The 19,626-nt window shown below is 65.1% G+C and carries 19 protein-coding genes and 1 tRNA gene; 11 read left to right on the top strand and 9 right to left on the bottom strand.

Features of this window, described 5'->3' with window-relative positions; all coding sequences use genetic code 11:
* Nucleotides 1-3: 3 nt before the first annotated feature.
* Both WD430_RS02765 and WD430_RS02760 read left to right on the top strand, forming a co-directional pair.
* A complete protein-coding gene (locus WD430_RS02765; RefSeq protein WP_339104504.1) occupies nucleotides 4-594 on the top strand; it encodes a DNA-3-methyladenine glycosylase 2 family protein in 591 nt (196 codons plus the stop codon).
* A gap of 249 nt (nucleotides 595-843) precedes the next feature.
* Nucleotides 844-2,202 (top strand): hypothetical protein, encoded by a 1,359-nt coding sequence (locus tag WD430_RS02760; RefSeq protein ID WP_339104503.1) that lies wholly within the window; start codon nucleotides 844-846, stop codon nucleotides 2,200-2,202.
* Nucleotides 2,203-2,305: 103 nt separating this feature from the next.
* On the opposite strand, the gene katG is transcribed toward WD430_RS02760, so the two are convergent.
* The 4 genes from katG to WD430_RS02740 form a co-directional block, all read right to left on the bottom strand.
* Nucleotides 2,306-4,441, bottom strand: coding sequence for a catalase/peroxidase HPI (gene katG, locus WD430_RS02755; RefSeq protein WP_339104502.1), 2,136 nt, complete (start codon nucleotides 4,439-4,441; stop codon nucleotides 2,306-2,308).
* 375 nt (nucleotides 4,442-4,816) lie between these two features.
* Nucleotides 4,817-6,160 carry a RimK family alpha-L-glutamate ligase gene (locus WD430_RS02750; protein WP_339104501.1) on the bottom strand — a complete coding sequence of 448 codons (1,344 nt, stop codon included), beginning with the start codon at nucleotides 6,158-6,160 and terminating at the stop codon, nucleotides 4,817-4,819.
* Nucleotides 6,161-6,295: 135 nt separating this feature from the next.
* A complete protein-coding gene (locus WD430_RS02745) occupies nucleotides 6,296-7,765 on the bottom strand; it encodes a flippase (protein WP_339104500.1) in 1,470 nt (489 codons plus the stop codon).
* A 353-nt stretch (nucleotides 7,766-8,118) separates the two neighbouring features.
* Nucleotides 8,119-8,868 (bottom strand): GNAT family N-acetyltransferase, encoded by a 750-nt coding sequence (locus WD430_RS02740; protein ID WP_339104499.1) that lies wholly within the window; start codon nucleotides 8,866-8,868, stop codon nucleotides 8,119-8,121.
* Nucleotides 8,869-9,039: 171 nt separating this feature from the next.
* Here WD430_RS02740 and WD430_RS02735 point away from each other — a divergent pair, with 171 nt between their 5' ends.
* From WD430_RS02735 to WD430_RS02710, 6 genes are all read left to right on the top strand, one after another.
* Nucleotides 9,040-10,146 carry a succinylglutamate desuccinylase/aspartoacylase family protein gene (locus WD430_RS02735; protein ID WP_339104498.1) on the top strand — a complete coding sequence of 369 codons (1,107 nt, stop codon included), beginning with the start codon at nucleotides 9,040-9,042 and terminating at the stop codon, nucleotides 10,144-10,146.
* A gap of 178 nt (nucleotides 10,147-10,324) precedes the next feature.
* Nucleotides 10,325-10,720 (top strand): succinate dehydrogenase, cytochrome b556 subunit, encoded by a 396-nt coding sequence (sdhC, locus tag WD430_RS02730; RefSeq protein WP_339104497.1) that lies wholly within the window; start codon nucleotides 10,325-10,327, stop codon nucleotides 10,718-10,720.
* Nucleotides 10,720-11,085 carry a succinate dehydrogenase hydrophobic membrane anchor subunit gene (locus WD430_RS02725; RefSeq protein WP_339104496.1) on the top strand — a complete coding sequence of 122 codons (366 nt, stop codon included), beginning with the start codon at nucleotides 10,720-10,722 and terminating at the stop codon, nucleotides 11,083-11,085. The genes sdhC and WD430_RS02725 overlap by 1 nt, the downstream gene beginning before the upstream one ends.
* A 1-nt stretch (nucleotide 11,086) precedes the next feature.
* Nucleotides 11,087-11,968: a succinate dehydrogenase/fumarate reductase iron-sulfur subunit gene (locus WD430_RS02720; RefSeq protein WP_339104495.1), complete on the top strand. Its 882-nt coding sequence runs from the start codon at nucleotides 11,087-11,089 to the stop codon at nucleotides 11,966-11,968.
* Nucleotides 11,969-11,970: 2 nt separating this feature from the next.
* Nucleotides 11,971-13,809, top strand: a complete 1,839-nt coding sequence (locus WD430_RS02715) for an FAD-binding protein (RefSeq protein WP_339104494.1) — start codon at nucleotides 11,971-11,973, stop codon at nucleotides 13,807-13,809.
* Between the two features lie 71 nt (nucleotides 13,810-13,880).
* Nucleotides 13,881-14,069 carry a hypothetical protein gene (locus WD430_RS02710; RefSeq protein ID WP_339104493.1) on the top strand — a complete coding sequence of 63 codons (189 nt, stop codon included), beginning with the start codon at nucleotides 13,881-13,883 and terminating at the stop codon, nucleotides 14,067-14,069.
* A gap of 27 nt (nucleotides 14,070-14,096) precedes the next feature.
* Here the strand turns inward: WD430_RS02710 and WD430_RS02705 are convergent, their stop codons facing one another.
* The gene (locus tag WD430_RS02705; protein ID WP_339104492.1) at nucleotides 14,097-14,291 is read right to left on the bottom strand and encodes a DUF1427 family protein; all 195 of its coding nucleotides are present in this window, start codon (nucleotides 14,289-14,291) and stop codon (nucleotides 14,097-14,099) included.
* A gap of 264 nt (nucleotides 14,292-14,555) precedes the next feature.
* Between WD430_RS02705 and WD430_RS02700 the strand changes: the two genes are divergently transcribed.
* Nucleotides 14,556-14,780, top strand: a complete 225-nt coding sequence (locus WD430_RS02700; RefSeq protein ID WP_339104491.1) for a MarR family transcriptional regulator — start codon at nucleotides 14,556-14,558, stop codon at nucleotides 14,778-14,780.
* Nucleotides 14,781-15,006: 226 nt separating this feature from the next.
* Here the strand turns inward: WD430_RS02700 and WD430_RS02695 are convergent, their stop codons facing one another.
* Both WD430_RS02695 and WD430_RS02690 read right to left on the bottom strand, forming a co-directional pair.
* The gene (locus WD430_RS02695) at nucleotides 15,007-15,822 is read right to left on the bottom strand and encodes an HD domain-containing protein (RefSeq protein ID WP_339104490.1); all 816 of its coding nucleotides are present in this window, start codon (nucleotides 15,820-15,822) and stop codon (nucleotides 15,007-15,009) included.
* A gap of 130 nt (nucleotides 15,823-15,952) precedes the next feature.
* Nucleotides 15,953-16,432: a redoxin domain-containing protein gene (locus WD430_RS02690; protein WP_339104489.1), complete on the bottom strand. Its 480-nt coding sequence runs from the start codon at nucleotides 16,430-16,432 to the stop codon at nucleotides 15,953-15,955.
* A 283-nt stretch (nucleotides 16,433-16,715) separates the two neighbouring features.
* Here WD430_RS02690 and WD430_RS02685 point away from each other — a divergent pair, with 283 nt between their 5' ends.
* Nucleotides 16,716-17,018, top strand: a complete 303-nt coding sequence (locus tag WD430_RS02685) for a twin-arginine translocase TatA/TatE family subunit (RefSeq protein ID WP_339104488.1) — start codon at nucleotides 16,716-16,718, stop codon at nucleotides 17,016-17,018.
* A 12-nt stretch (nucleotides 17,019-17,030) separates the two neighbouring features.
* Nucleotides 17,031-17,103, top strand: a tRNA-Arg gene (locus WD430_RS02680).
* Between the two features lie 302 nt (nucleotides 17,104-17,405).
* Here WD430_RS02680 and WD430_RS02675 read toward each other — a convergent pair.
* Both WD430_RS02675 and WD430_RS02670 read right to left on the bottom strand, forming a co-directional pair.
* The gene (locus WD430_RS02675; protein ID WP_339104487.1) at nucleotides 17,406-18,641 is read right to left on the bottom strand and encodes an acyl-CoA dehydrogenase family protein; all 1,236 of its coding nucleotides are present in this window, start codon (nucleotides 18,639-18,641) and stop codon (nucleotides 17,406-17,408) included.
* Nucleotides 18,642-18,821: 180 nt separating this feature from the next.
* Nucleotides 18,822-19,589 (bottom strand): glucose 1-dehydrogenase, encoded by a 768-nt coding sequence (locus tag WD430_RS02670; RefSeq protein WP_339104486.1) that lies wholly within the window; start codon nucleotides 19,587-19,589, stop codon nucleotides 18,822-18,824.
* Nucleotides 19,590-19,626: the final 37 nt, after the last annotated feature.

Below are 19,626 nucleotides of genomic sequence, written 5' to 3'. Positions count from 1 at the left end.
TAGATGTTAGACGAGGCCGAACCCGTTATCCGGAACGACCCCGTGATGGCGGACCTCATCGACCGACACGATCCGTACGTCGAACGGGACTGGGACGAGTTCGAACGGCTCTGTATCTCCATCATCAACCAGCAGCTGTCGACCGCGAGCGCGACCGCCGTCCGCGAGCGGGTCTTCGAACTGCTCCGCGACGAGGTGACCCCCGAGACCGTCCTGAACGCCGAGGACGAGGCGCTGCGGGCCGCCGGGCTCTCCGAGAGCAAGGTCGAGTACATGCGCAACGCCGCGCGGGCCTTCCGAGAGAACGACTATACCCGAGCGGGGCTCGCCGACTACTCGAACGACGAGGTCGTCGATCTGCTGACCGAAATCAAGGGCGTCGGGGAGTGGACGGCTCGCATGTACCTCCTGTTCGTCCTGGAACGCGAGGACGTGCTGCCCCTGGGCGACCTCGCGATTCGCCGCGCGATCGAGGACCTCTACGGGGACGGCGAGGACATGTCCCGCGCCGAGATGCGCGAGATCGCCGAGCGGTGGCGACCGTATCGAAGCGTCGCGACGCGGTACCTGTGGGCCGAGTACGAGTCGGACTGACGGACGACTCGAGCGCGCAAACGTGTGTTTCGCGAGCGGAAACGGTTGCCGACCTGACTCTCTCATACCGGCTGGACGCAGTAATAGGCTACTGTCCGCGCCTCGAACAGCGGGGATCGACCCGACGCGACCGCTAATCGGCGATTACGGGCCCGACAATTCATGCCGCGTTCGGGGTCGGGAGAAACGAGATACTGACCGGCGAGAGGGCCCCGCCGACTCAAGTGTGACTCGCCCGGGGTTTGGCGTATGGCAAACGACATGCCCGCAGACGAGCCGTCGACAGGCGACTCATCGCAGCGGCGAATGACCACCGATCCCGAACGCATCAAGGAGTGGGCGGAGGCCCGCGATGCGGTCCCCGTGACGATTCGTGACAGCGAGGACCACGGACACTCCTTCGCTCATCGAGACGAACTCGGTTCGGACCACGAGGAGTACACGTGGGACGAGTTCATCGATCGGTTCGAGGACGAGGACCTGGTGTTCATCTACCACGAGGACGAGCCGACGGGAGAGGGGCTGGGTCACTTCGAACTCGTCGAGCGCGAACAGGCGTTCGAGCGGGCCGACCTCGGTCGCAGCGAACTCGAGGACCAGCTTCGAGAGGGCGAGACGATAACGACCGAAATCGTGGAAACGCAGGTCGTCGAGACGGAGGTCGTCGAACGGGACACGATCGAGAGCGAGGTCGTCGACACCGAGATCGCCGAGCGCCACGTCGTCGACTCGGAGCTGCTGAACCGGGAGATCGTCGACACGGAGTTCGTCACCGCCGACGAGATCGAGGTCATCACGGAAGAGAGCCGCCTCGACACGGTCGAGGAGGTCGAACGCTACACGGTCGAAAGCCGGGTCGTCGACGTCGACGTCGAACAGCACGACGAACTCGAGAGCGACAAGATCGAGACCAACATCGAACTCGAGAGCGTCCAGCGGTCGATCCTCGAGAGCGACGTGGTACACGCGGACGTGACCGCCGACGACGTCATCGAGCAGGGCGTCATCCGGAGCAATCGCGACGAGGGAGCCGTCGTCCACAGCGAACTGCTCGAGCGGCGCACGGTCGAAGAGCAGATCGACGAACGGACGCGGATGATCTTCACCTTAGAGGAGACCGAACTGCTCGACTCGGAGGTCGTCGGCAGCGACGTGATCGAGGGCGAGATCATCGACGTCGAGGAGTACGGCGAGATGGAGACGACGGCCGAGGCCGGCGCCACCGGCGCGGGTGCCGGTGCCGAAATGGGCGCCGGAACCGGTGCGGAAGGGGCCGGCGATTCCACCCCCGACGTCGAAGTCGAGTCCGAGACCGGTGGATCGACCGCCGACGCGGGCGAAATGGGGCGGATCGAACTCTCCGAGGACGATCAGGGGAAGGACGTCGTCGACGAGACGGGCGAACAGATCGGTATCGTCGCGGAGGTCGAGGGACAGACGGCCTACGTCGATCCGGAACCGGGGCTGACGGATCGACTCAAGGCGCGGATGAACTGGGGCGGCCACGACGACGAGGACTACCCCATCGAGGCGTCGGAGATCAACGAGATCACCGACAGCGAAGTGATCGTCCAGCACCGCGACGAGGACGCCACGGACGAACTGTAGTACTCGCGACTACTCGGCGCGAATCCGGTCGCGTCGAAAACGGAGGGGAAAACGATGGCGGTCGCGACGAGTCAGCGTCGCGGCCTCGAGTGCGCTCGGTCCGTTACTCGAGGTCGAAGCGGTCGTTGGTCATGACCTTGTGCCACGCGTCGACGAAGTCCTGCACGAACGTCTCTTCCTCGGCCGCGTAGACGTCCGTGATGGCCCGAAGCCGGGAGTTCGAGCCGAAGACGAGGTCCACGCGAGAGCCCTTCCACTCGACGTCGCCCGTCTCGCGGTCGCGCAGCACGTAGACGTCTTCGGCCTCCGAGGACTCCTCCCACTCGTAGCCCATGTCGATCAGGGTCTCGAAGAAGTCGTTGGTCAGCGTCCCCGGCTCGTCGGTGAAGACGCCGAGCTCGGAGTCCTGGTAGTTCGCGCCCAGTGCGCGCATGCCGCCGACCAGCGCCGTCGTCTCGGACGCCGTCAGGGTCAGCAGGTCCGCCCTGTCGATCAGCAAGTCCTCGGGCGGCTGGTCGTGTTCGCCCTCGTAGTAGTTACGGAACCCGTCCGCTTTCGGTTTGAGCGCCTCGAACGACTCCTCGTCGGTCTGTTCCTGCGAGGCGTCCGTCCGTCCCGGTTCGAACGGGACCGTGACGTCGTAGCCGGCGTCGGCCGCCGCCTGCTCGATGGCCGCGTTGCCGCCCAGCACGATGAGGTCGGCCAGCGAGACCCGCGTCTCGTCGGACCGCGAGCCGTTGAATTCCTCCTGGATGCCCTCCAGCGTCTCCAGCACGGTCGCGAGCTCGTCGGGTTCGTTGACCTCCCAGCTGCGCTGGGGCTCGAGGCGGATGCGAGCGCCGTTGACGCCGCCGCGCTTGTCGCTTTTGCGGTAGGTCGACGCCGCCGCCCACGCGGTCTTGACGAGCTGGGAGCGGGTCAGCTCGGACTCGAGGATCTCCGCTTTGAGGTCGGCGGCCTCCTCCTCGCCGATCAGGTCGTAGTCGGCGTCGGGGATCGGGTCCTGCCACAGCATCTCCTCGTCTGGCACTTCCGGACCGAGGAACCGCTCCGGCGGCCCCATGTCGCGGTGGATCAGCTTGTACCACGCCTTCGCGAAGGCCTCCTGGAACTCGTCGGGGTTCTCGCGGAAGCGCTCGATGATCTCCCGGAACTCCGGATCCCGCTTGAGGGCGAGGTCCGTCGTCATCATCATCGGCGCGTGCTTCTTCGAGGAGTCGTGGGCGTCCGGGACGGTCTCGTGGGCCGACTCGTCGACCGGTTCCCACTGCTTCGCGCCGGCGGGGCTCTCCGTCAGCTCCCACTCGTTGTCGAGCAGCGTGTCGAGGAAGGAGGTGTCCCACATGGTGGGCGTGCTGTTCCAGGCGCCCTCGATGCCGCTCGTGACCGTGTCGGAGCCCTTGCCGGAGTCGGTCCAGCCGAGGCTCTGGTCCTCGATGGGGGCCGCCTCGGGCTCGGGGCCCATGTCGTCGGTGTCGCGGGCACCGTGGGCCTTGCCGAACGTGTGGCCGCCGGCGATGAGCGCGGCCGTCTCCTCGTCGTTCATCGCCATGCGGCCGAACGCCTCTCGGATGCGGTCGGCCGACCCGAGCGGGTCCGGCTCGCCGTCGGGGCCCTCGGGATTCACGTAAATCAGCCCCATGACGGTGGCACCGAGGGGGTCCTCGAGGTTACCCTCGTCGTCGAAGCGCTCGGAGCCCTCCCATTCGGTCTCGGGGCCCCAGTAGACGGCCTCGTCGGCCTTGAAGTCGTCCTCGCGTCCGCCGGCGAAGCCGAACGTTTCGAAGCCCATCGACTCGAGGGCGACGTTCCCGGCCAGGACGATCAGGTCGGCCCAGGAGAGCTTGCGGCCGTACTTCTGCTTGATCGGCTCGAGCAGTCGGCGCGCCTTGTCGAGGTTCACGTTGTCGGGCCAGCTGTTGAGGGGCGCGAACCGTTGGGTCCCGCCGGTCGCGCCGCCGCGGCCGTCCGTGGTGCGGTACGTGCCGGCGCTGTGCCAGGCCATCCGGATGAACAGCGGCCCGTAGTGCCCGTAGTCGGCCGGCCACCAGTCCTGGGACGTCGTCATCAGCTCTTCGATGTCGGCTTTCACCTCCTCGAGGTCGAGCTTCTGGAACTCCTCGGCGTAGTCGAAGTCCTCCCCGTAGGGACTGACGTCTCCGGCGTTCTGGTCGAGAATTTCCAAGTTCAACTGGTCGGGCCACCACTCGTGGTTCCGCTTCCGTTTGTTGTCGCTCATGTGTGGTTCGTACAGTTTGGAAAACGGATTGGAGAATAATATATGTACCGAATGCAAGTTCCCTTTTTGCTTTCCCCGTAGATACTTTTCGATACAGGAAACAATGTATGGTGTCCCTCTACGACGGAGCGAAAATTGGGTCGCAATGGCCGCTATAGGCTCTTTTCTGACTTTCTTCGCTGATGCGGAACAGTACGCCTCTCGATACTGCGATTCGCTCGACAACGGAATCTCATTTATCGCTCGGGACCGCTCCCGAGCGGCCGGATTCGAGAGCGTTCGATCACCGGTGACTCCGGTCCGCGTGACGACCGAAGCGAGAAGCGAGGACGACCGGACACCGCAGCGAGACCGGCTCGAGCGACCTTGAGACAGTTACTCCTCCTCTTCGGGAGTGTCCGGCGCGTCACGATCGGCGCGGCGGCCCACGTCGACCTGATAATTGCCGAGGATGTCCCGACCGAGGATGACGGGGTAGTCCATGTGGCTGCGGTCCTCGACGCTGGCGGTGACGGTGTGCTGATTGCCGCCGACGCCGACGACGACGTCGACGACGGGCCGGCTCTTGGACTGTTTGCTGCTGCCAGAGCGGACGCGCGTGATGGACTTGATCGGTCCGGCGCCGATGTCGGCAGCGAGGGCGGTGTCGATGCTCGTCCGCGTCGCGCCCGTGTCGGACTTCGCGAGGACGGTCTTCGAGCCGCTGGTGCCCGAGAGCACGATCTCCTCGGTGTAGCCGATCACGCGCGTCTCCGCGTCCGACGACGTCGCCTCGACCGGCTGGGCCGTCGGTCGAGAGTCGTCGAGGACGCTCGAGAGGTCGCGGACGCGGTCCTCGTCGACCTCGCCGCCGGCGCGTTCGATCGCCAGCTTCGCGATGTAGGGGGCCGGGCTGACCTGAGTCGCCTCGTAGAGACCCTTGAATCCGGCCGTCGGGTTGACCTCGAGGACGAACCAGCCCTCGTCGCCCTCGACTAAGTCGACGCCGGCGTAGTCGAGGCCGATGGCGTCGGCGGCCCGGCGGGCCATGTCGCGAGCCTCCTCGGGGAGGTCGTCGGTCGCGTCCTCGACGCTCCCGCCGAGCGCGACGTTGGTTCGCCAGTCGTTGTCCGGCGCGTAGCGGTACATCGCGCCGATGATCTCGCCGCCGACGACGTAGACGCGGGCGTCATGGTGGTGAACGCCGTCGCGGTCGATGAGTTCCTGCAGGAAGGCGTAGCGGTTGCCGACCTTCGCGTTGATCGGATCGTTGGGGCCGACCTTCCAGGTCCCGCCGCCGTGGGTCCCGATCGCCGTCTTGTAGACCGCTTCCTCGCCGTACCGATCCCGCGCCGCGTTGAGCTGATTCCCGCTGAGCGCGAGGGTCACGTCGGGAGTTCGAACGTCGTTGGCCGCGAGCGTCGCCGCCGTCGAGAGCTTGTGAATCGCCGTCAACACCGTCGACGGCTCGTTGAGCGTCGGCACCAGCTGTGCGAACGTGTTCGCGAGCCCGAGTTCCTCGGCGGGCTGTTCGGTGTTCGACAGCAGCATCCGGTTCGCGATGACGTCGACCTCCGGCTCTAAGACGACGCTCCCGTCGGTGACGCTGATCGACGTGTTCTCGGCACGGAGCCACTCGGTATCGTGGCCCAGATCTTCGACGGCGTTGAGAATAGCTTTCGTTTCCTTGCTCGTGTGTAGACTCAGTACCCCGACAGTGACAGGATCGACAACAGCCATACTCAAACACACGACCACTGGGGGCAAAAGGATACTGTCATCAGCAGGCGGCGCCTGCTTTCGATTGTCACTTCGAGGACACCCCGTCTCGTCGGACCGCACCTCTCACGAGTCGGATTCACGGTCGCCGCGCCGTCACGTGATCGCCGCTCGGACCTCGTTGGGATCGACCAGTCCGCTCGCGACGACGAGGACGGCCCAGGTGATCGCACCCAGCGCGATCGCGCCGGCCAACATCACGAGACTCGAGACCAGCGGCGTCACGAGCAAGACGGCGCCGGCCATGACCCCGGTGATCCCGCAGATGACGCCGATCGATCGGGCGAGCCGTTTGAGCCGGAGGTCGAGCTCCAGGTGGACGATGTAGAGGTTCACCGCCACGTACACCGAGTGCGTTGCAACGGTCGCGATGGCCGCGCCGACGACGCCGATCGTCGGGATGAGGACGAGGTTCAACAGGAAGTTGGCGATGGCCGTTCCCCCTTTCGCGATCGCCCGGTGGCGGGCGCGCCCGAGGTAGTCCAGACTGTCGCTGGTCAGGTTCGTGATCGCCTGGAGGACGATGAAGGCCGCCAGGACCTGCAGGACCGGCACCGCACCCGCGTAGTTCGCGCCGATAACCATCGGAATGAACGGATCGGCGACGATCACCAGCCCGGCGGCCGCGGGGATGTACACCATCATCGTGTTCGTCAGCGCCGTCTCGTAGATCCGCCGGGATCGCTCGAGTTGGTCCGAGGCCTTCTGCTCGCCGAAGTTCGGCGAGATCGTGAAGCCGAGCGATTCGGCGGGTGCGAGCACGAAGTCGGTGATCTGCTTGCCGAGCGTGTAGAACGCGACCGCGGTCGGGGTCAGGATGACGCCGACGAGAACGGTGTCGACCTGTTTGTCGATGACGTTCGCACTGCGCGTCGCGGTCAGCGGCACGCTGTACTCGATCAACCGTCGCGTCAGCCCCTCCTCGTGGGTCTCAGCGGCGTCGTACCGCGCGTAGAACGCGTAGTAAAGGACTGCTAACCCGACCGCGGCCGACAGCGCGTAGCCGACGACGTAGCCGAAGAAGGCGCCCAGCGCCCCCAGTCCCATGAGCGTGAACCCGACGGCGAAGACCAGCCGGGAGAAGCCGCTGATCGCCCGGATAGCGGCGCTGTACGGGAGGTGGTTGAACCCCTGGAAGGCGACCTCCGTGAAGGTGCTAAAGGAGAACACGGCGACGTAGAGCACGCCGGCCGCGAGAAACGGCGCGGCCTCCGGTCGACCCAGGGCGGCCGCGAGCTGCTCGTGAAACAACAGGAGGAGGTAGCCGACAAGCGTCATGACGACGATCTTGAACGTGATCGTCGATCTGATCAGGTGGGGAATCTGGCTCGGATCGTTCTCTCTGTACTCCGAGAAGTACCGCGCCGCGGATTTACCGATCCCGAGATCCGCGACCAGCCGAATCATCGCCAGCACCCCGATCACCCAGTACAGCGTGCCGTAGCCGTCGGGATCGAGGAGATAGCGCGCCAGAACGAACATCAAGAGCGCGCTCGAGAGCATGTAGATCGCTCGAGCGAGCAGCGTTGCCTTGAACCCGCGGACGATGTGGTCCTCTCGACTCATATGATATCGATGACAGTCTTCAGCTCTGGGCGGTCGATCGACCGCTCGACCGGCGGACGCTCGACCGTGGGAACGCCGACGTATCTACGCCGTCGACTGAGCCGGCAATTGTAATGCGGAGACAACACGCGTAACGTCCCGGTACCCGCGCTGAAACGGGACCTTAAAGCGAGATCTCCGGGGCGGACTCGGCCGACGGAGACCGCGGCGAGCGGTCGGCTCGCCGCTCCCGAACGACCCTCCGGCCGGGTATGGACCGGATAGTATCTTCGCTGTGACCATTTCGAGTCAGTGGGTCGGTCGACGTCGCAGTCCGACCTCACTGACTGCGTGAGATAGCGACGGGCCGATCCTCAGAGGTACGAGGCGTCCCAGCGGGTCGCCTTCCGCCGGTTCCCGCAGTTGTTACACTCGATCCGTCCCATCGTGTCCATGGTGTTCTCCAGCGAGTCGCAGTTGCCACAGAACCAGCCGTACAGTTCCTCGCGATCCTCGCCCTCGTAGGCACTGTAGAACGGCGCCTTGGCGCCGCGAGCGGCCTCGCCGTAACTCACGTAGATCGTCTGGCCGTCGGTCTCGAGTTCGTCGACGGCGCCCCATCCCTCCTCGCCGATCTCGTCTTCGGCGTAGACGTTCTCCGTGAACGTCTCGTCGCCGATCTCGACCTCCCGCTGGCCGGCCCGCTCGAAGCCGTTGTCCGCGTAGAACTCGTTGCCGCCCTCGTTGTCCTCGAGGACGAGCCCCTGCACGTGGTCGGCGCCCTCGTCGAGCAACCGCTCGCGGGTGCGGACGAGCAGCCGAACGCCCGTGCCGCCGCCGCGGTGATCGGGATCGATGTGGAGCCAGAGGATCCGTCCGGTGTCGTAGCGCTGGCCGATCAGGTCGTTCTGCGAGAAGCCGGCGATTTCGCCGTCGCGCTCGATGATGAGGATCAGCGAGTGGTCGTCCTCGAGATCGTCAGCGAAGGAGTCGCCGTACCACTGTTCGATCGCGTCCGCGACGGTCTCCTCGTCGAGGAACTCGGTGTAGGTCGACTCGAGCGAGCGCTGGGCGATCGACCGGATGGCGTCGATATCGTCGGCTGTCGCTTCGCGAATCTCCATGCCTGATGCTACCATGTCTTCATACAAAACGTATGCCCACGGGGAGAGATTTTCCCCGTCTTCAGTTCAGTGCAACGAGCCGTTTCGACGTAAAATCGACACCGGCGATGTCCGGGACTGCCCCTGGGTCTCGAGGGGAAGATTCACATTGCCACCCGCCGAGCCATCGATATGAGCGACGCTACGGACGAACCGCCCGACGACGGTGCGTCCGACCGCGCGGCCGAGCCGTTCACCTACAACGGCGGCCGGGTCGACCCCGGCGAGTCGGCTAACATCCGTTACGGAATCAGCGAGACGTATCTCGGCGACCCCGTCAGGATCCCGGTCACGGTCGTCAACGGCGAGCGACCCGGGCCGACGGTGTTCCTCTCCGCGGCCGCCCACGGGGACGAACTCAACGGCATCGAGGTGGTCCGCGAGGTGGCCCACGACTGGGACCACTCGGAACTGCACGGGACGCTCGTCTGTCTGCCCGTGATGAACGTCCCCGGCTTTCTCGCCCAGGAGCGGTACCTGCCGATCTACGACCGGGACCTGAACCGGTCGTTTCCCGGCCGCGAGGGGTCGACGAGCGCCCGGCGGATGGCCCACCAGATCTTCACGAACTTCATCGATCCCTGCGATCTCGGCATCGACTTTCACACGTCCACGCGCGGGCGAACGAACATGCTCCACGTGCGGGCCAACATGGACGAACCGACGGTCGGCCGACTCGCGAAGGCGTTCAGTTCGAACGTCATCATCGCCGGCGAGGGTCCCTCGGGGACGCTCCGCCGCGAGGCGACCCTGGCCGGCATTCCGACGATCACCGTCGAGATGGGCGAGGCCCACCGGTTCCAGCGCCGGCTGATCGACCGCGCGCTGACCGGCGTCGCGAGCGTCCTCGCCGAGTTCGGCTGTCACCCCGACTCGTCGGTCCACTGGCCCGGCTGGCGGACCGTCATCGACGACGACAACGAGAAGACCTGGATCCGCGCCGACGCCGGCGGCATGGTCGACATGAAACGCGGCCGCGGCGAGTTCGTCCGCGAGGGCGAGACGATCTGTACGATCACCAACCCGTTCAAGGAGGAAGACGACATCGTCACCGTCGAGGCACCCTTTACCGGCCTCATCGTCGGCGTCCTCGAGAACCCCGTGGTCTATCCGGGGAACCCGCTCTGTCACCTGGTCGGGCTCTCGGCGGACACGCGAACGGCGCTCGAGCGCGAGCAGACCGCGGCGAGTTCGCGGTCCGAACTGCGCGGCGCGGGGACGAGCGAAGCCCGGGAGTAATCCAGTCGGTTCGACGATCGGTACGACGAGCGGACGGACGGCTACCGAGACCCGAACCGATTCGGGGTTCGTCAGGGAAATTGATTCATTTCTGTGTATTCTCTGTCGGGCGGAGGGGCGATCGGGAGCGATAAAAGTAACTTCTATACCCCCGCGGTCTAACGGTCCACATGAGCGCATGAGTCAGTCTTACAATCGCGGTCTCGTCGAGGACTTCGGTCGCTGGAAGGAGTTCTCGGCCGGCATGTGGGCGTGGATCTTCCACAAGTTCACCGGGTGGATGCTGATCGGCTACCTGTTTACCCACATCGCCGTGTTGAGTAGTTCGCTAACCGGACCGGAGGCGTACACGAACACGATCGGGGGACTCGAGTCGCTGTTCATCGTCCGCGTGCTCGAGGTCGGACTGCTCGCCGTCGCAGTCTTCCACATCCTGAACGGACTGCGCCTGCTGATGGTCGACCTCGGCGTCGGTCTGGAGGCCCAGGACAAGAGTTTCTACGCCTCGCTGGTGTTGACGGCGATCATCACCGTCGCGAGCGTGCCGACCTTCCTCGACGGGGTGACGCTCTGATGGCGGAACGATACTCCTCCTTCGCGCCCGGCGGCACCGGGTGGCTTCTCCAGCGAATCACGGCGGCCTTCTTAGTCGTCGTACTCGCCTTTCACTTCTTCCTCCTGCACTTCGTCAACCACGCCGCGGAGATCGAGTTCGCCGGCACGCAGGCCCGCATGGAGAACGTCGGTTACTTCCTGACCATGGTGTCGTTCCTGATCGCGGGCACCTTCCACGGCGTGAACGGCGTCTACAACGCCCTGATCAACCAGGGCCTCGACGGAACGCAAAAGAAGGTCGTGCTTGCAGTGCTTGTTATCGCGAGCCTTGCACTCATCGCGCAGGGAACCTACGTTGCGACCACTATGGCCGGGTGGACCTAATATGAGTACACAACAACAACAACCGGAGGAACCGCAGAGTCAAGAGGCACCGGAAGACCCCGAAATGCGAGGGGCCGAGTCGCCCGTCGACGAGAAGGAAAAGCAGGGCGGCGACATCGACCAGCAGACGACGCCCGAGGAGGAACTCGAGGGGGAGACGGTACACATCAAGGTGTTCCGCTACGACCCCGAGGTCAAGGGGAAACAGGAACCGCGGTTCGACGACTTTCACGTCCCCTTCGAGAAGGGGATGACCGTCCTCGACGCGGTCATGTACGCGCGGGACACCTACGACTCGTCGCTGACCTTCCGACACTCCTGTCGGCAGGCCGTCTGCGGCTCGGACGCCTTCTTCGTCAACGGGAAACAGCGTCTGGGCTGTAAGACTCAGATCGCGGATCTGGAGCAGCCGATCCGCATCGAGCCGCTGCCCCACCAGGAGGTCGTCAAGGACCTGGTCGTCGACATGGACCACTTCTACGACCAGATGCACACCGTCGAGCCGTACTTCCAGGACGAGGACACGCCGAATCCGGCCGACTTAGAGGAGCAGCGCCAGAGTCCCGAGAACCGCGAGAAGATCAAGATGTCCTCGCGGTGTATCTGGTGTGGCGCCTGCATGTCGAGCTGTAACATCGCGGCCGGCGACAACGACTACCTCGGGCCGGCGGCGATCAACAAGGCCTACAAGTTCGCGATGGACGACCGAGAGGGCGAGGAGATCAAGGAGCACCGACTCCGCATTCTCGAGCAGGAACACGGCGTCTGGCGGTGCCAGACCCAGTTCTCCTGTACCGAGGTGTGTCCGAAAGACATTCCGCTCACCGAGCACATTCAGGAGCTCAAGCGGGAAGCAGTCAAGAAGAACCTGAAATTCTGGTAACCATGTACGAACACGACGTTATCGTGGTCGGTGCCGGCGGCGCCGGCCTCCGGGCCGCGATCGCGGCACACGAAGCGGGATCGGACGTAGCGATCGTCTCGAAACTCCACCCGGTCCGCAGCCACACCGGCGCGGCCGAGGGTGGCATCAATGCCGCGCTCCAGGAGGGCGACGACTGGGAACTCCACGCCTACGACACGATGAAGGGGTCGGACTACCTCGGGGACGCCCCCGCGGTCGAGACCCTCGCCCAGGACGCTCCCGAGGACACGATGCGCTTAGAGCACTGGGGGATGCCCTTCTCGCGCGAGGAGGACGGTCGCGTCTCCCAGCGGCCGTTCGGCGGCCTCTCCTACCCCCGCACCACGTACGCGGGCGCCGAGACGGGACACCACCTGCTGCACACGATGTACGAGCAGGTCGTCAAGCGCGGCATTCAGGTCTACGACGAGTGGTACGTCATGGAGCTGGCGACCTCCGACGAGGACGACCCCAACGACCGCTCCTGTCACGGCGTCGTCGCCTACGACGTCCAGACCGGGTCGGTCGAGGGCTTCAAGGCCAACGACGGCGTCGTCCTCGCGACCGGCGGCCCCGGGCAGGCCTTCGACCACACCACCAACGCCGTCTCCTGTACCGGCGACGGCCACGCGATGGCCTACCGCGCGGGCGCGCCGCTCGAGGACATGGAGTTCATCCAGTTCCACCCGACCTCGCTGCCCTCGACGGGCGTCCTCATCAGTGAGGGCGTCCGCGGCGAAGGCGGCATTCTCTACAACGCGAACGGCGAACGGTTCATGTTCGAGTACGGCTACGCGAACAACTCCGGCGAGCTCGCCTCCCGGGACGTCGTCGCCCGCGCCGAACTGACCGAGGTCAACGAGGGTCGGGGCGTCGACGACGAGTACGTCCACCTCGACATGCGCCACCTCGGCGAGGAGCGCATCATGGACCGCCTCGAGAACATCCTCCACCTCGCGGAGGACTTCGAGGGCGTCGACGGGCTCGTCGAACCGATGCCGGTCAAGCCCGGCCAGCACTACGCGATGGGCGGCATCGAGGTCGACGAGAACGGCCAGACCTGCGTCGACGGCCTCTACGCGGCCGGCGAGTGCGCCTGCGTCTCCGTCCACGGCGGCAACCGACTGGGCGGGAACGCGCTGCCCGAACTGATCGTCTTCGGCAAGCGCGCCGGTCGCCACGCCGCCGGCGAGGACCTCGGCGAGCCCCAGATCCGAACGGGCTACGGCGACGACGTCGAGGACGAGACCGAGACCGAACTGCCGGTCCAGCCCGGCTCGGCCGGTCTCGAGTCGTCCGGCGGCGTCGCAGCGGACGGCGGCGTCGCGACCGACGCCGACGGACTCGTCGAGCGCGCGGTCGAGCGGGCCCGCACGCGCGTCGACACGCTCATGGACCGCGACGACGGCGTCCAGCACGCGGAGATTCGCCAGAAGCTCCAGAACGCGATGACGGACTACGTCAACGTCTTCCGCACCGAGGAGGGCGTCAAGAAGGCCCTGCGGATCATCCGCGAGTGCCGCGAGGAGTACCAGAACGTCTACGTCGACGACCCGTCGCGGACGTTCAACACGGACCTCCAGCAGACCATCGAGACGCGCAACCTGATCGACGTCGCCGAGACGATCGCGCTGGGCGCGCTCGTCCGGGACGAGTTCCGCGGCGCCCACTGGCGCAAAGAGCACCAGGAGCGCAAGGACGACGAGTGGCTCAAGCACACCCTGATCTCCTGGGACGACGGCGAGCCGGACATCTTCTACCGGCCGGTCATCCTCGAGGGTCAGGACAAGACCTACGAGCCGAAGGAACGCAGTTACTGACGGCCCCACTGCGGTTTCGACCTCGTCAGACAACAGTAATCCTATATGCTCGGTCCCGTTTCTTCCACCTAATGGGTCTCGAACGATTCGTCCGTCTGAATCTGATTCTCCTCCCGGTGCTCGTGGTCGGCGGCTACCTGTTGCGCGACTCGATCACCCTGATCATGTTCATTCCTCTCGCCGGATACTGCGTCTTTGCCGGCCTCATCACCCTCACGTGGCTGCTCTCTCAGATCGAGACGATAGGCGAAAACTCCTGATCGTCGCAGCGCCGTCTCGGACGGCGGTCACAGACCCAGCGCCTCGAGGAGATCGATGCCGACGCCGAAGTGATCGATCACCCTGTAGCCGACGTAGATACCGATGATACCCATGATCCCGGGAAGCTCCGGCGGCGCGGGGATCGGGACGTTGAGGAAGCGAAAGAGCGCACCGGTGACCACTCCGGTTAGCAGGGCGAGGACGGTGAGCTGGGTCGACATTCCGTGCTGATTTGCTCGGGGAATCTACAAAAGCAATGCGCCTGAGCGCCCGTATTCGCCACTTTACGTCGTATGTTGACGATCCGCACTCGAATTGTCGATCACGTCGATCGTCTCACCTCGAGAACGGCCAGAATCTGCGATTTCAGGGCGTATTCGGTCGAAGTACGACCACCAGATCGCGGATCGACCTCGCGACGGCCGCTGTATTTCGACGATCGTTGTAGCCGAGATTTATTATCGTCGAAATATAGACTCTGGCGTATGGCGTCACAGTCACCACAGGGGATCGACGTGTCGATACCGGCGGGCTTGGACTCCGCGCAAGCGAAACTGGTCTATCTCTACGTCGCTGCGAGCGGTACCGCGACGGCCGAACGCCTCTGCGACGATCTCTGCGTCCAGAAGGGAACGATCCTCTCGATCACCAGTACGCTCCGGAATCGGGGCTTCCTCGAGCGGACCGACTCCGGGTTTCGACTGGCCTGAGTCTGCGACCGTCTGTTATCCGACGCAGTTGAACGGCCGGGAGCGGGTTCGCCGTAATTTTCGGCGAACCCGCGACCCGGGGGAGGGCAGGCCATCACCTGATACTCACCGCGAGTGAGCGAAGCGAACGAGGGCTCGGAAGACGCGAAGCGTCTTCCGGTGCTTTTCATCAACGTTTTGCCGAGTGCGGTCGCTTCGCGACCGCACGCAGAGCAAAAGGTTGTTTTTAGAGCTCGATCCGCTCGACCAACTGATCCCGGTTCTCGTTGGTGTTGACGGCGACGATGCGAATCTCTTCCTCGAGGCCCGAGCCCTCGAGTTTCGCCTTGAGCAGGTTGTCGACCTGGTAGACGCCGGCGGCGTTGGTCATGGCGATCTCGACCATGACGGGGCTGTCCTCGCCCTCCTGGAGGGAGACGCTGTTGATCGCCTGACTCGAGAGGGTGTTGATCCCGCGGCCGCCGTGTTCGTAGGGGATCCGCGAGCGACCCCGTTCCATGTCCAGCGCGTCGGCGACGCGGATGACGCCCGCTTCGGTCGTCAGCGGCGTCTCCGAGCGGTGGTGACAGAGGATGGCGTGGAGGACCTCGCCCTTCATGCGGACGGTCTCGGCGACGTCGTAGAACTCGGGGAGGATCCGGTCCAAGATGTCGGCGGCCAGCGGGATCGAGTAGTAGGCGTGCTGGTCGCGGTGGACGACGTGGCCGACGTCGTGGAGCGTCGCCGCGAGCGCGATGATGACCGCTTCGTCGGCTTCCTCGAGGTCCTGCTGGCGGGCGCCGTTGAAGTCGACCCCACCGGCCTTGAGCAGGTCGTAGAGACACAGCGCGCGGTTGCGGACGATCTCGATGTGTTTCGCACCGTGGTCGTTGTACCGCATCCGATCGACGGCATTGACGTTCTGGGCCTCGAGGTAGGTCTGGATCTCCTCGTCGTCGGTGATGAACTCGAGGACGCGATTCAGTTTCTCGTCCGGAAAGTCGTGATCGGCGCCGGGAGAATAGACGCGGCGAACGGAGTCGTCTCTGGTAGAATCGCTCATAAGTGACCATCGCCTGCGTGCTAAAAAAGCCCTGCGGCGTCCGGGGCCGTCGATCGCGGACCGGCAGTCGACGGCCAGTCAACCGTCAGTGGCAGTCGGCGCTGCTGTCGATTGCGGTGTCGACGGACGTTCAGGCCAGTTCCTCGACGGCGGCCTCGACCTCGTCGTAGTCGGGTTCGACGCCCGGGTCGTCGCTGACCCACGAGTAGGTGATCTCGCCGTCGCCGTCGATGACGAACACCGAGCGCTTGGCGACGCCGTAGACGCCCAGATCGTCGAAGTCCATCTCGATGCCGTAGTCGTCGGTGATCTCCTTGTTGTAGTCGCTGATGAGTCCGAACTCGAGGTCGTTCTGGGCGCGGAACTCGTTGAGCGTGAACGGCGAGTCGCGGCTGACGCCGTAGACGCTGGCGTCGAGGTCGTTGAAGCCGGCGAGGCGGTCCTGGAACGCGCACATCTCGGAGGTACAGACGCTGGTGAACGCTCCCGGGAAGAAGGCGAGAACGATCGGCGCCTCGTCCTCGAGGCGGTCGGAAAGCGTGAACTCCTCGATGTCGCCGTTTGCGAGCGGTGCCGTGAAGTCGGGTGCGGCGTCTCCAGTTGCTGGCATCACCTACCAGTTGTCGGTAACCGGGAAAGACAGTTTCGTTCGCGGACGGATAGACGATCGGACGACGGTCACACCGACGTGCGGGACTCGAGGTGAGCGGATAGCGTCGATGTGAGTACGGTCTCAGTATCGTCTGTACCGTCCGTTCGCCGCCGATACATTTCTCTCTGTACGACTATTGTTCTTAGCCTACTCATGGCCCGTAACTGGAATTTCGCTGAAACTTGCTATACTTAGTGGTCCAAAAAGGTTATAATTGCCAGCGGGTAAGCCACGTATAGAGATGGCAATCGAAACCGCACCGTTGTTCGTCCCTACCCCGGGGGCACCAGAACTCCTGATCATCCTCTTCGTCGCAATCTTGTTGTTCGGGGCCAACAAGATCCCGAAGCTCGCACGGTCCACCGGCGAGGCCATGGGCGAGTTCCAGAAGGGGCGTGAAAAGGTCGAGACCGAACTCGAGGAGATGCGCGAATCCGGCTTCGAAGAGGAGATCGAGAACGAGAACGACGACGACTTCGTCGACACCGAGCCCGTCACCGAGGAGGGCGAGACGGCGACGGAGACGGAAACCGAGACCAACTGAGGTTTTTCTCAAGGGCGTGTGGCCTAGCGGAGAGGGCAGGAGGTTCCTAACCTTCTGATCGTGGGTTCGAATCCCGCCACGCCCGTGCAGCGAGCCACGAAGTGGCGAGCGCACCGGCACGGCGGGATTCGAAGCAGGGAGTGAAGCGAAGCGGAACGACCGTGGTTCGAATCCCACGCCCGATCGGACTCAGTTCGCACTCTCGCCGCGGCTGTTCTCTATCGCGAACGGTTTTCGGACGCGTTTGCTTTCGTCACGATTCTCGAGCGAGACTCGCTCGTTCAGGGCCGTCCCTCTGATCGGCTATGACTCGAGCGTCGGTGACAACTACACGGCCCTCGAGCGACGCGACGGCGAACGGGGAGGAGAGACGCCGTCCGCACTCGGTTACTGACCGCCGCGCGTGTTCGGCTCACCGAAGCGGGTCAGGGGCTCGAGTTCCTCGCGATTCACGTCCGCGAAGGCGTCGCGGGCGATGACGCGGCGGTGGACCTCGTCGGCGCCGTCGACAATGCGGAACTTCCGGACGGCCTCGTAAAAGTCCGCCAGCGGGAGGTCCTTCCCGATCCCGTTGGCGCCACAGCACTGGACCGCGAGGTCGACGGCGTCCTGCGTGACGTTCGCGGCGAAGACCTTGCACATCGAGACGGGGACGCGGGCCTCGTCGCCGGCGTCGATCCGGTCGGCCGCGTCGCGGATCGCGGTGCGGGCGACGTGGAGGCGCGTCTCCGCGTCGGCGATCCGGTGGCGAAGCGACTGTTTGTCAGACAGGGTCGAGCCGAAGCCCTCGCGCTCGTCGAGGTACGCCTTCGCGATCTCGAGGGCGCGCCGGGCCATCCCGGAAAAGCGCATGCAGTGGGTCAGACGGGCCGGACCGAGTCGCGCCTGAGCGTGAGCAAAGCCCTCGTTCAGGTCGCCGAGCAGGTGCTCTTCGGGGACGCGGACGTTCTGGTAGACGATCTCGGCGTGAGAGGCGCCGCGAGTGCCACCGCCCATGTGGGGAACGTCGCGGACGACGTCGACGCCGTCCGCGTCGGCGGGAACGAGGAAGAGCGAACAGCCCTCGTAGGGATGGGCGTCGGGATCGGTGCGCGCGAGGACGATCAGGACGTCGGCCGCGACGCCGTTGGACGTCCACCACTTGTGGCCGTCGATGATCCACTCGTCGCCGTCCTTCTCCGCGGTCGTCTGGATCATCTTCGGGTCCGAGCCGGCCCCCTGTAGTGGCTCGGTCATCGAGAATCCGGACTTGATATCGCCCTCGACGAGCGGCTCGAGGTAGGTCTCTTTCTGTAATTCGTCACCAGCCAGTTCGAGCAGGTGCATGTTTCCCTCGTCGGGAGCGTCGACGCGCATCGCTGCGGCACCGAGCAGGCTACGGCCGGCCTCCTCGAAGACGGGCAAGACGTCGCGGAAGTCCTCTCCCATGCCGCCGTACTCCGCGGCGATCTGGGGCGCGTAGATGTCGTACTCGCGGGCGACTTCCCGGAGGTCCGCGATCGTCCCGCTCGAGACGGCCATGCCGCCGGCTCGCTCCCGCTCGAGCGGGAGGACGACCTCCTCCATCAATTCGTTGGCGCGGTCGGCGAGCTCCCGTGCGCGATCGGAGTCGGCGTAGTCCATGCGCCCATTGGGACCGATGGAGCGATAGGTTGCGGCGGAAACTTCCGTGGCTGTGGAACTCTACCAAAGGTATTTACGATCGGCACCGTAGTTTCGAGTTTCCGTTCCGGAAGAAGCGAACTAGTGGAATATCGGTACCGATGGAAATCCGAGTGGGGCCAGCGACCGAACGTGAGTGAACTATCGGGCGGTCCAACCGCCGTCGACGGCCAGACAGGAACCGGTCACGTAGCTCGCGGCGTCGCTCGCGAGGAAGACGACCGGGCCGGCGATCTCCGCGGGCTCGGCGAACCGCTCGAGGGGTGTCCGGTCGATGATCGACTGTCGAAGTCGGTCGTCGGCCTCGAGGTCGTCGGTCAGGGCCGTCGAGACGTAGCCGGGGGCGACGGCGTTGACCCGGACCTCGGGCGCCCAGTCCAGGGACAGGCTCTTCGTGAGGCCGACGAGACCGTGTTTCGAGGCGACGTAGGGATGCTGGCGCGGCAGGCCGACCAGTCCGCCGACGCTCGCGACGTTGATCACCGAACCGCCGCCGCTGTCGTGGAGGTGGGCCGCCGCCGTCCGCGTCACCTCGTAGGCGCCGTTCAGGTTGACCTCGAGGACGCGCTCGAGGCTCTCGGTGTCGACGTCCTCCGGCCGTCCGAGCGCGTCGTCGGGATTGAACCCGGCGTTGTTGACGACGACGTCGACCCCGCCGAAGGCGTCGTCCGCCCGATCGATGACGTCGTCGACCGCATCGGGGTCCGTCACGTCCGCGGGGACGGCGATCGCGTCGCCGCCCGCGGCTTCGATCTCGTCGGCGACCGCCTCGATCTCGTCGGTCGAGCGCGCCGACGGGACGACTGCGGCCCCGGCGTCGGCGAGTTCGATCGCGATCGCGCGTCCGATACCTCGCCCGCCGCCGGTAACGATCGCGACGCGGTCCTCGAGACCGAACTGGTCGCTCATCGTGTCGGGGGACCGCTGGCCCCCGTTTCGGGTTCGC

This window comes from Haloterrigena sp. KLK7 (assembly GCF_037914945.1).
Classification (GTDB): domain Archaea; phylum Halobacteriota; class Halobacteria; order Halobacteriales; family Natrialbaceae; genus Haloterrigena; species Haloterrigena salinisoli.
Note: the sequence above shows the minus strand (reverse complement) of the source record. Positions and strands in the feature narration are given on the sequence as shown.

Coding starts and splice junctions, on each gene's coding strand:
- WD430_RS02765 (WP_339104504.1), top strand. CDS start 4: ATGTTAGACGAGGCCGAACCCGTTATCCGGAACGACCCCGTGATGGCG.
- WD430_RS02760 (WP_339104503.1), top strand. CDS start 844: ATGGCAAACGACATGCCCGCAGACGAGCCGTCGACAGGCGACTCATCG.
- katG (WP_339104502.1), bottom strand. CDS start 4,441: ATGAGCGACAACAAACGGAAGCGGAACCACGAGTGGTGGCCCGACCAG.
- WD430_RS02750 (WP_339104501.1), bottom strand. CDS start 6,160: ATGGCTGTTGTCGATCCTGTCACTGTCGGGGTACTGAGTCTACACACG.
- WD430_RS02745 (WP_339104500.1), bottom strand. CDS start 7,765: ATGAGTCGAGAGGACCACATCGTCCGCGGGTTCAAGGCAACGCTGCTC.
- WD430_RS02740 (WP_339104499.1), bottom strand. CDS start 8,868: ATGGAGATTCGCGAAGCGACAGCCGACGATATCGACGCCATCCGGTCG.
- WD430_RS02735 (WP_339104498.1), top strand. CDS start 9,040: ATGAGCGACGCTACGGACGAACCGCCCGACGACGGTGCGTCCGACCGC.
- sdhC (WP_339104497.1), top strand. CDS start 10,325: ATGAGTCAGTCTTACAATCGCGGTCTCGTCGAGGACTTCGGTCGCTGG.
- WD430_RS02725 (WP_339104496.1), top strand. CDS start 10,720: ATGGCGGAACGATACTCCTCCTTCGCGCCCGGCGGCACCGGGTGGCTT.
- WD430_RS02720 (WP_339104495.1), top strand. CDS start 11,087: ATGAGTACACAACAACAACAACCGGAGGAACCGCAGAGTCAAGAGGCA.
- WD430_RS02715 (WP_339104494.1), top strand. CDS start 11,971: ATGTACGAACACGACGTTATCGTGGTCGGTGCCGGCGGCGCCGGCCTC.
- WD430_RS02710 (WP_339104493.1), top strand. CDS start 13,881: ATGGGTCTCGAACGATTCGTCCGTCTGAATCTGATTCTCCTCCCGGTG.
- WD430_RS02705 (WP_339104492.1), bottom strand. CDS start 14,291: ATGTCGACCCAGCTCACCGTCCTCGCCCTGCTAACCGGAGTGGTCACC.
- WD430_RS02700 (WP_339104491.1), top strand. CDS start 14,556: ATGGCGTCACAGTCACCACAGGGGATCGACGTGTCGATACCGGCGGGC.
- WD430_RS02695 (WP_339104490.1), bottom strand. CDS start 15,822: ATGAGCGATTCTACCAGAGACGACTCCGTTCGCCGCGTCTATTCTCCC.
- WD430_RS02690 (WP_339104489.1), bottom strand. CDS start 16,432: ATGCCAGCAACTGGAGACGCCGCACCCGACTTCACGGCACCGCTCGCA.
- WD430_RS02685 (WP_339104488.1), top strand. CDS start 16,716: ATGGCAATCGAAACCGCACCGTTGTTCGTCCCTACCCCGGGGGCACCA.
- WD430_RS02675 (WP_339104487.1), bottom strand. CDS start 18,641: ATGGACTACGCCGACTCCGATCGCGCACGGGAGCTCGCCGACCGCGCC.
- WD430_RS02670 (WP_339104486.1), bottom strand. CDS start 19,589: ATGAGCGACCAGTTCGGTCTCGAGGACCGCGTCGCGATCGTTACCGGC.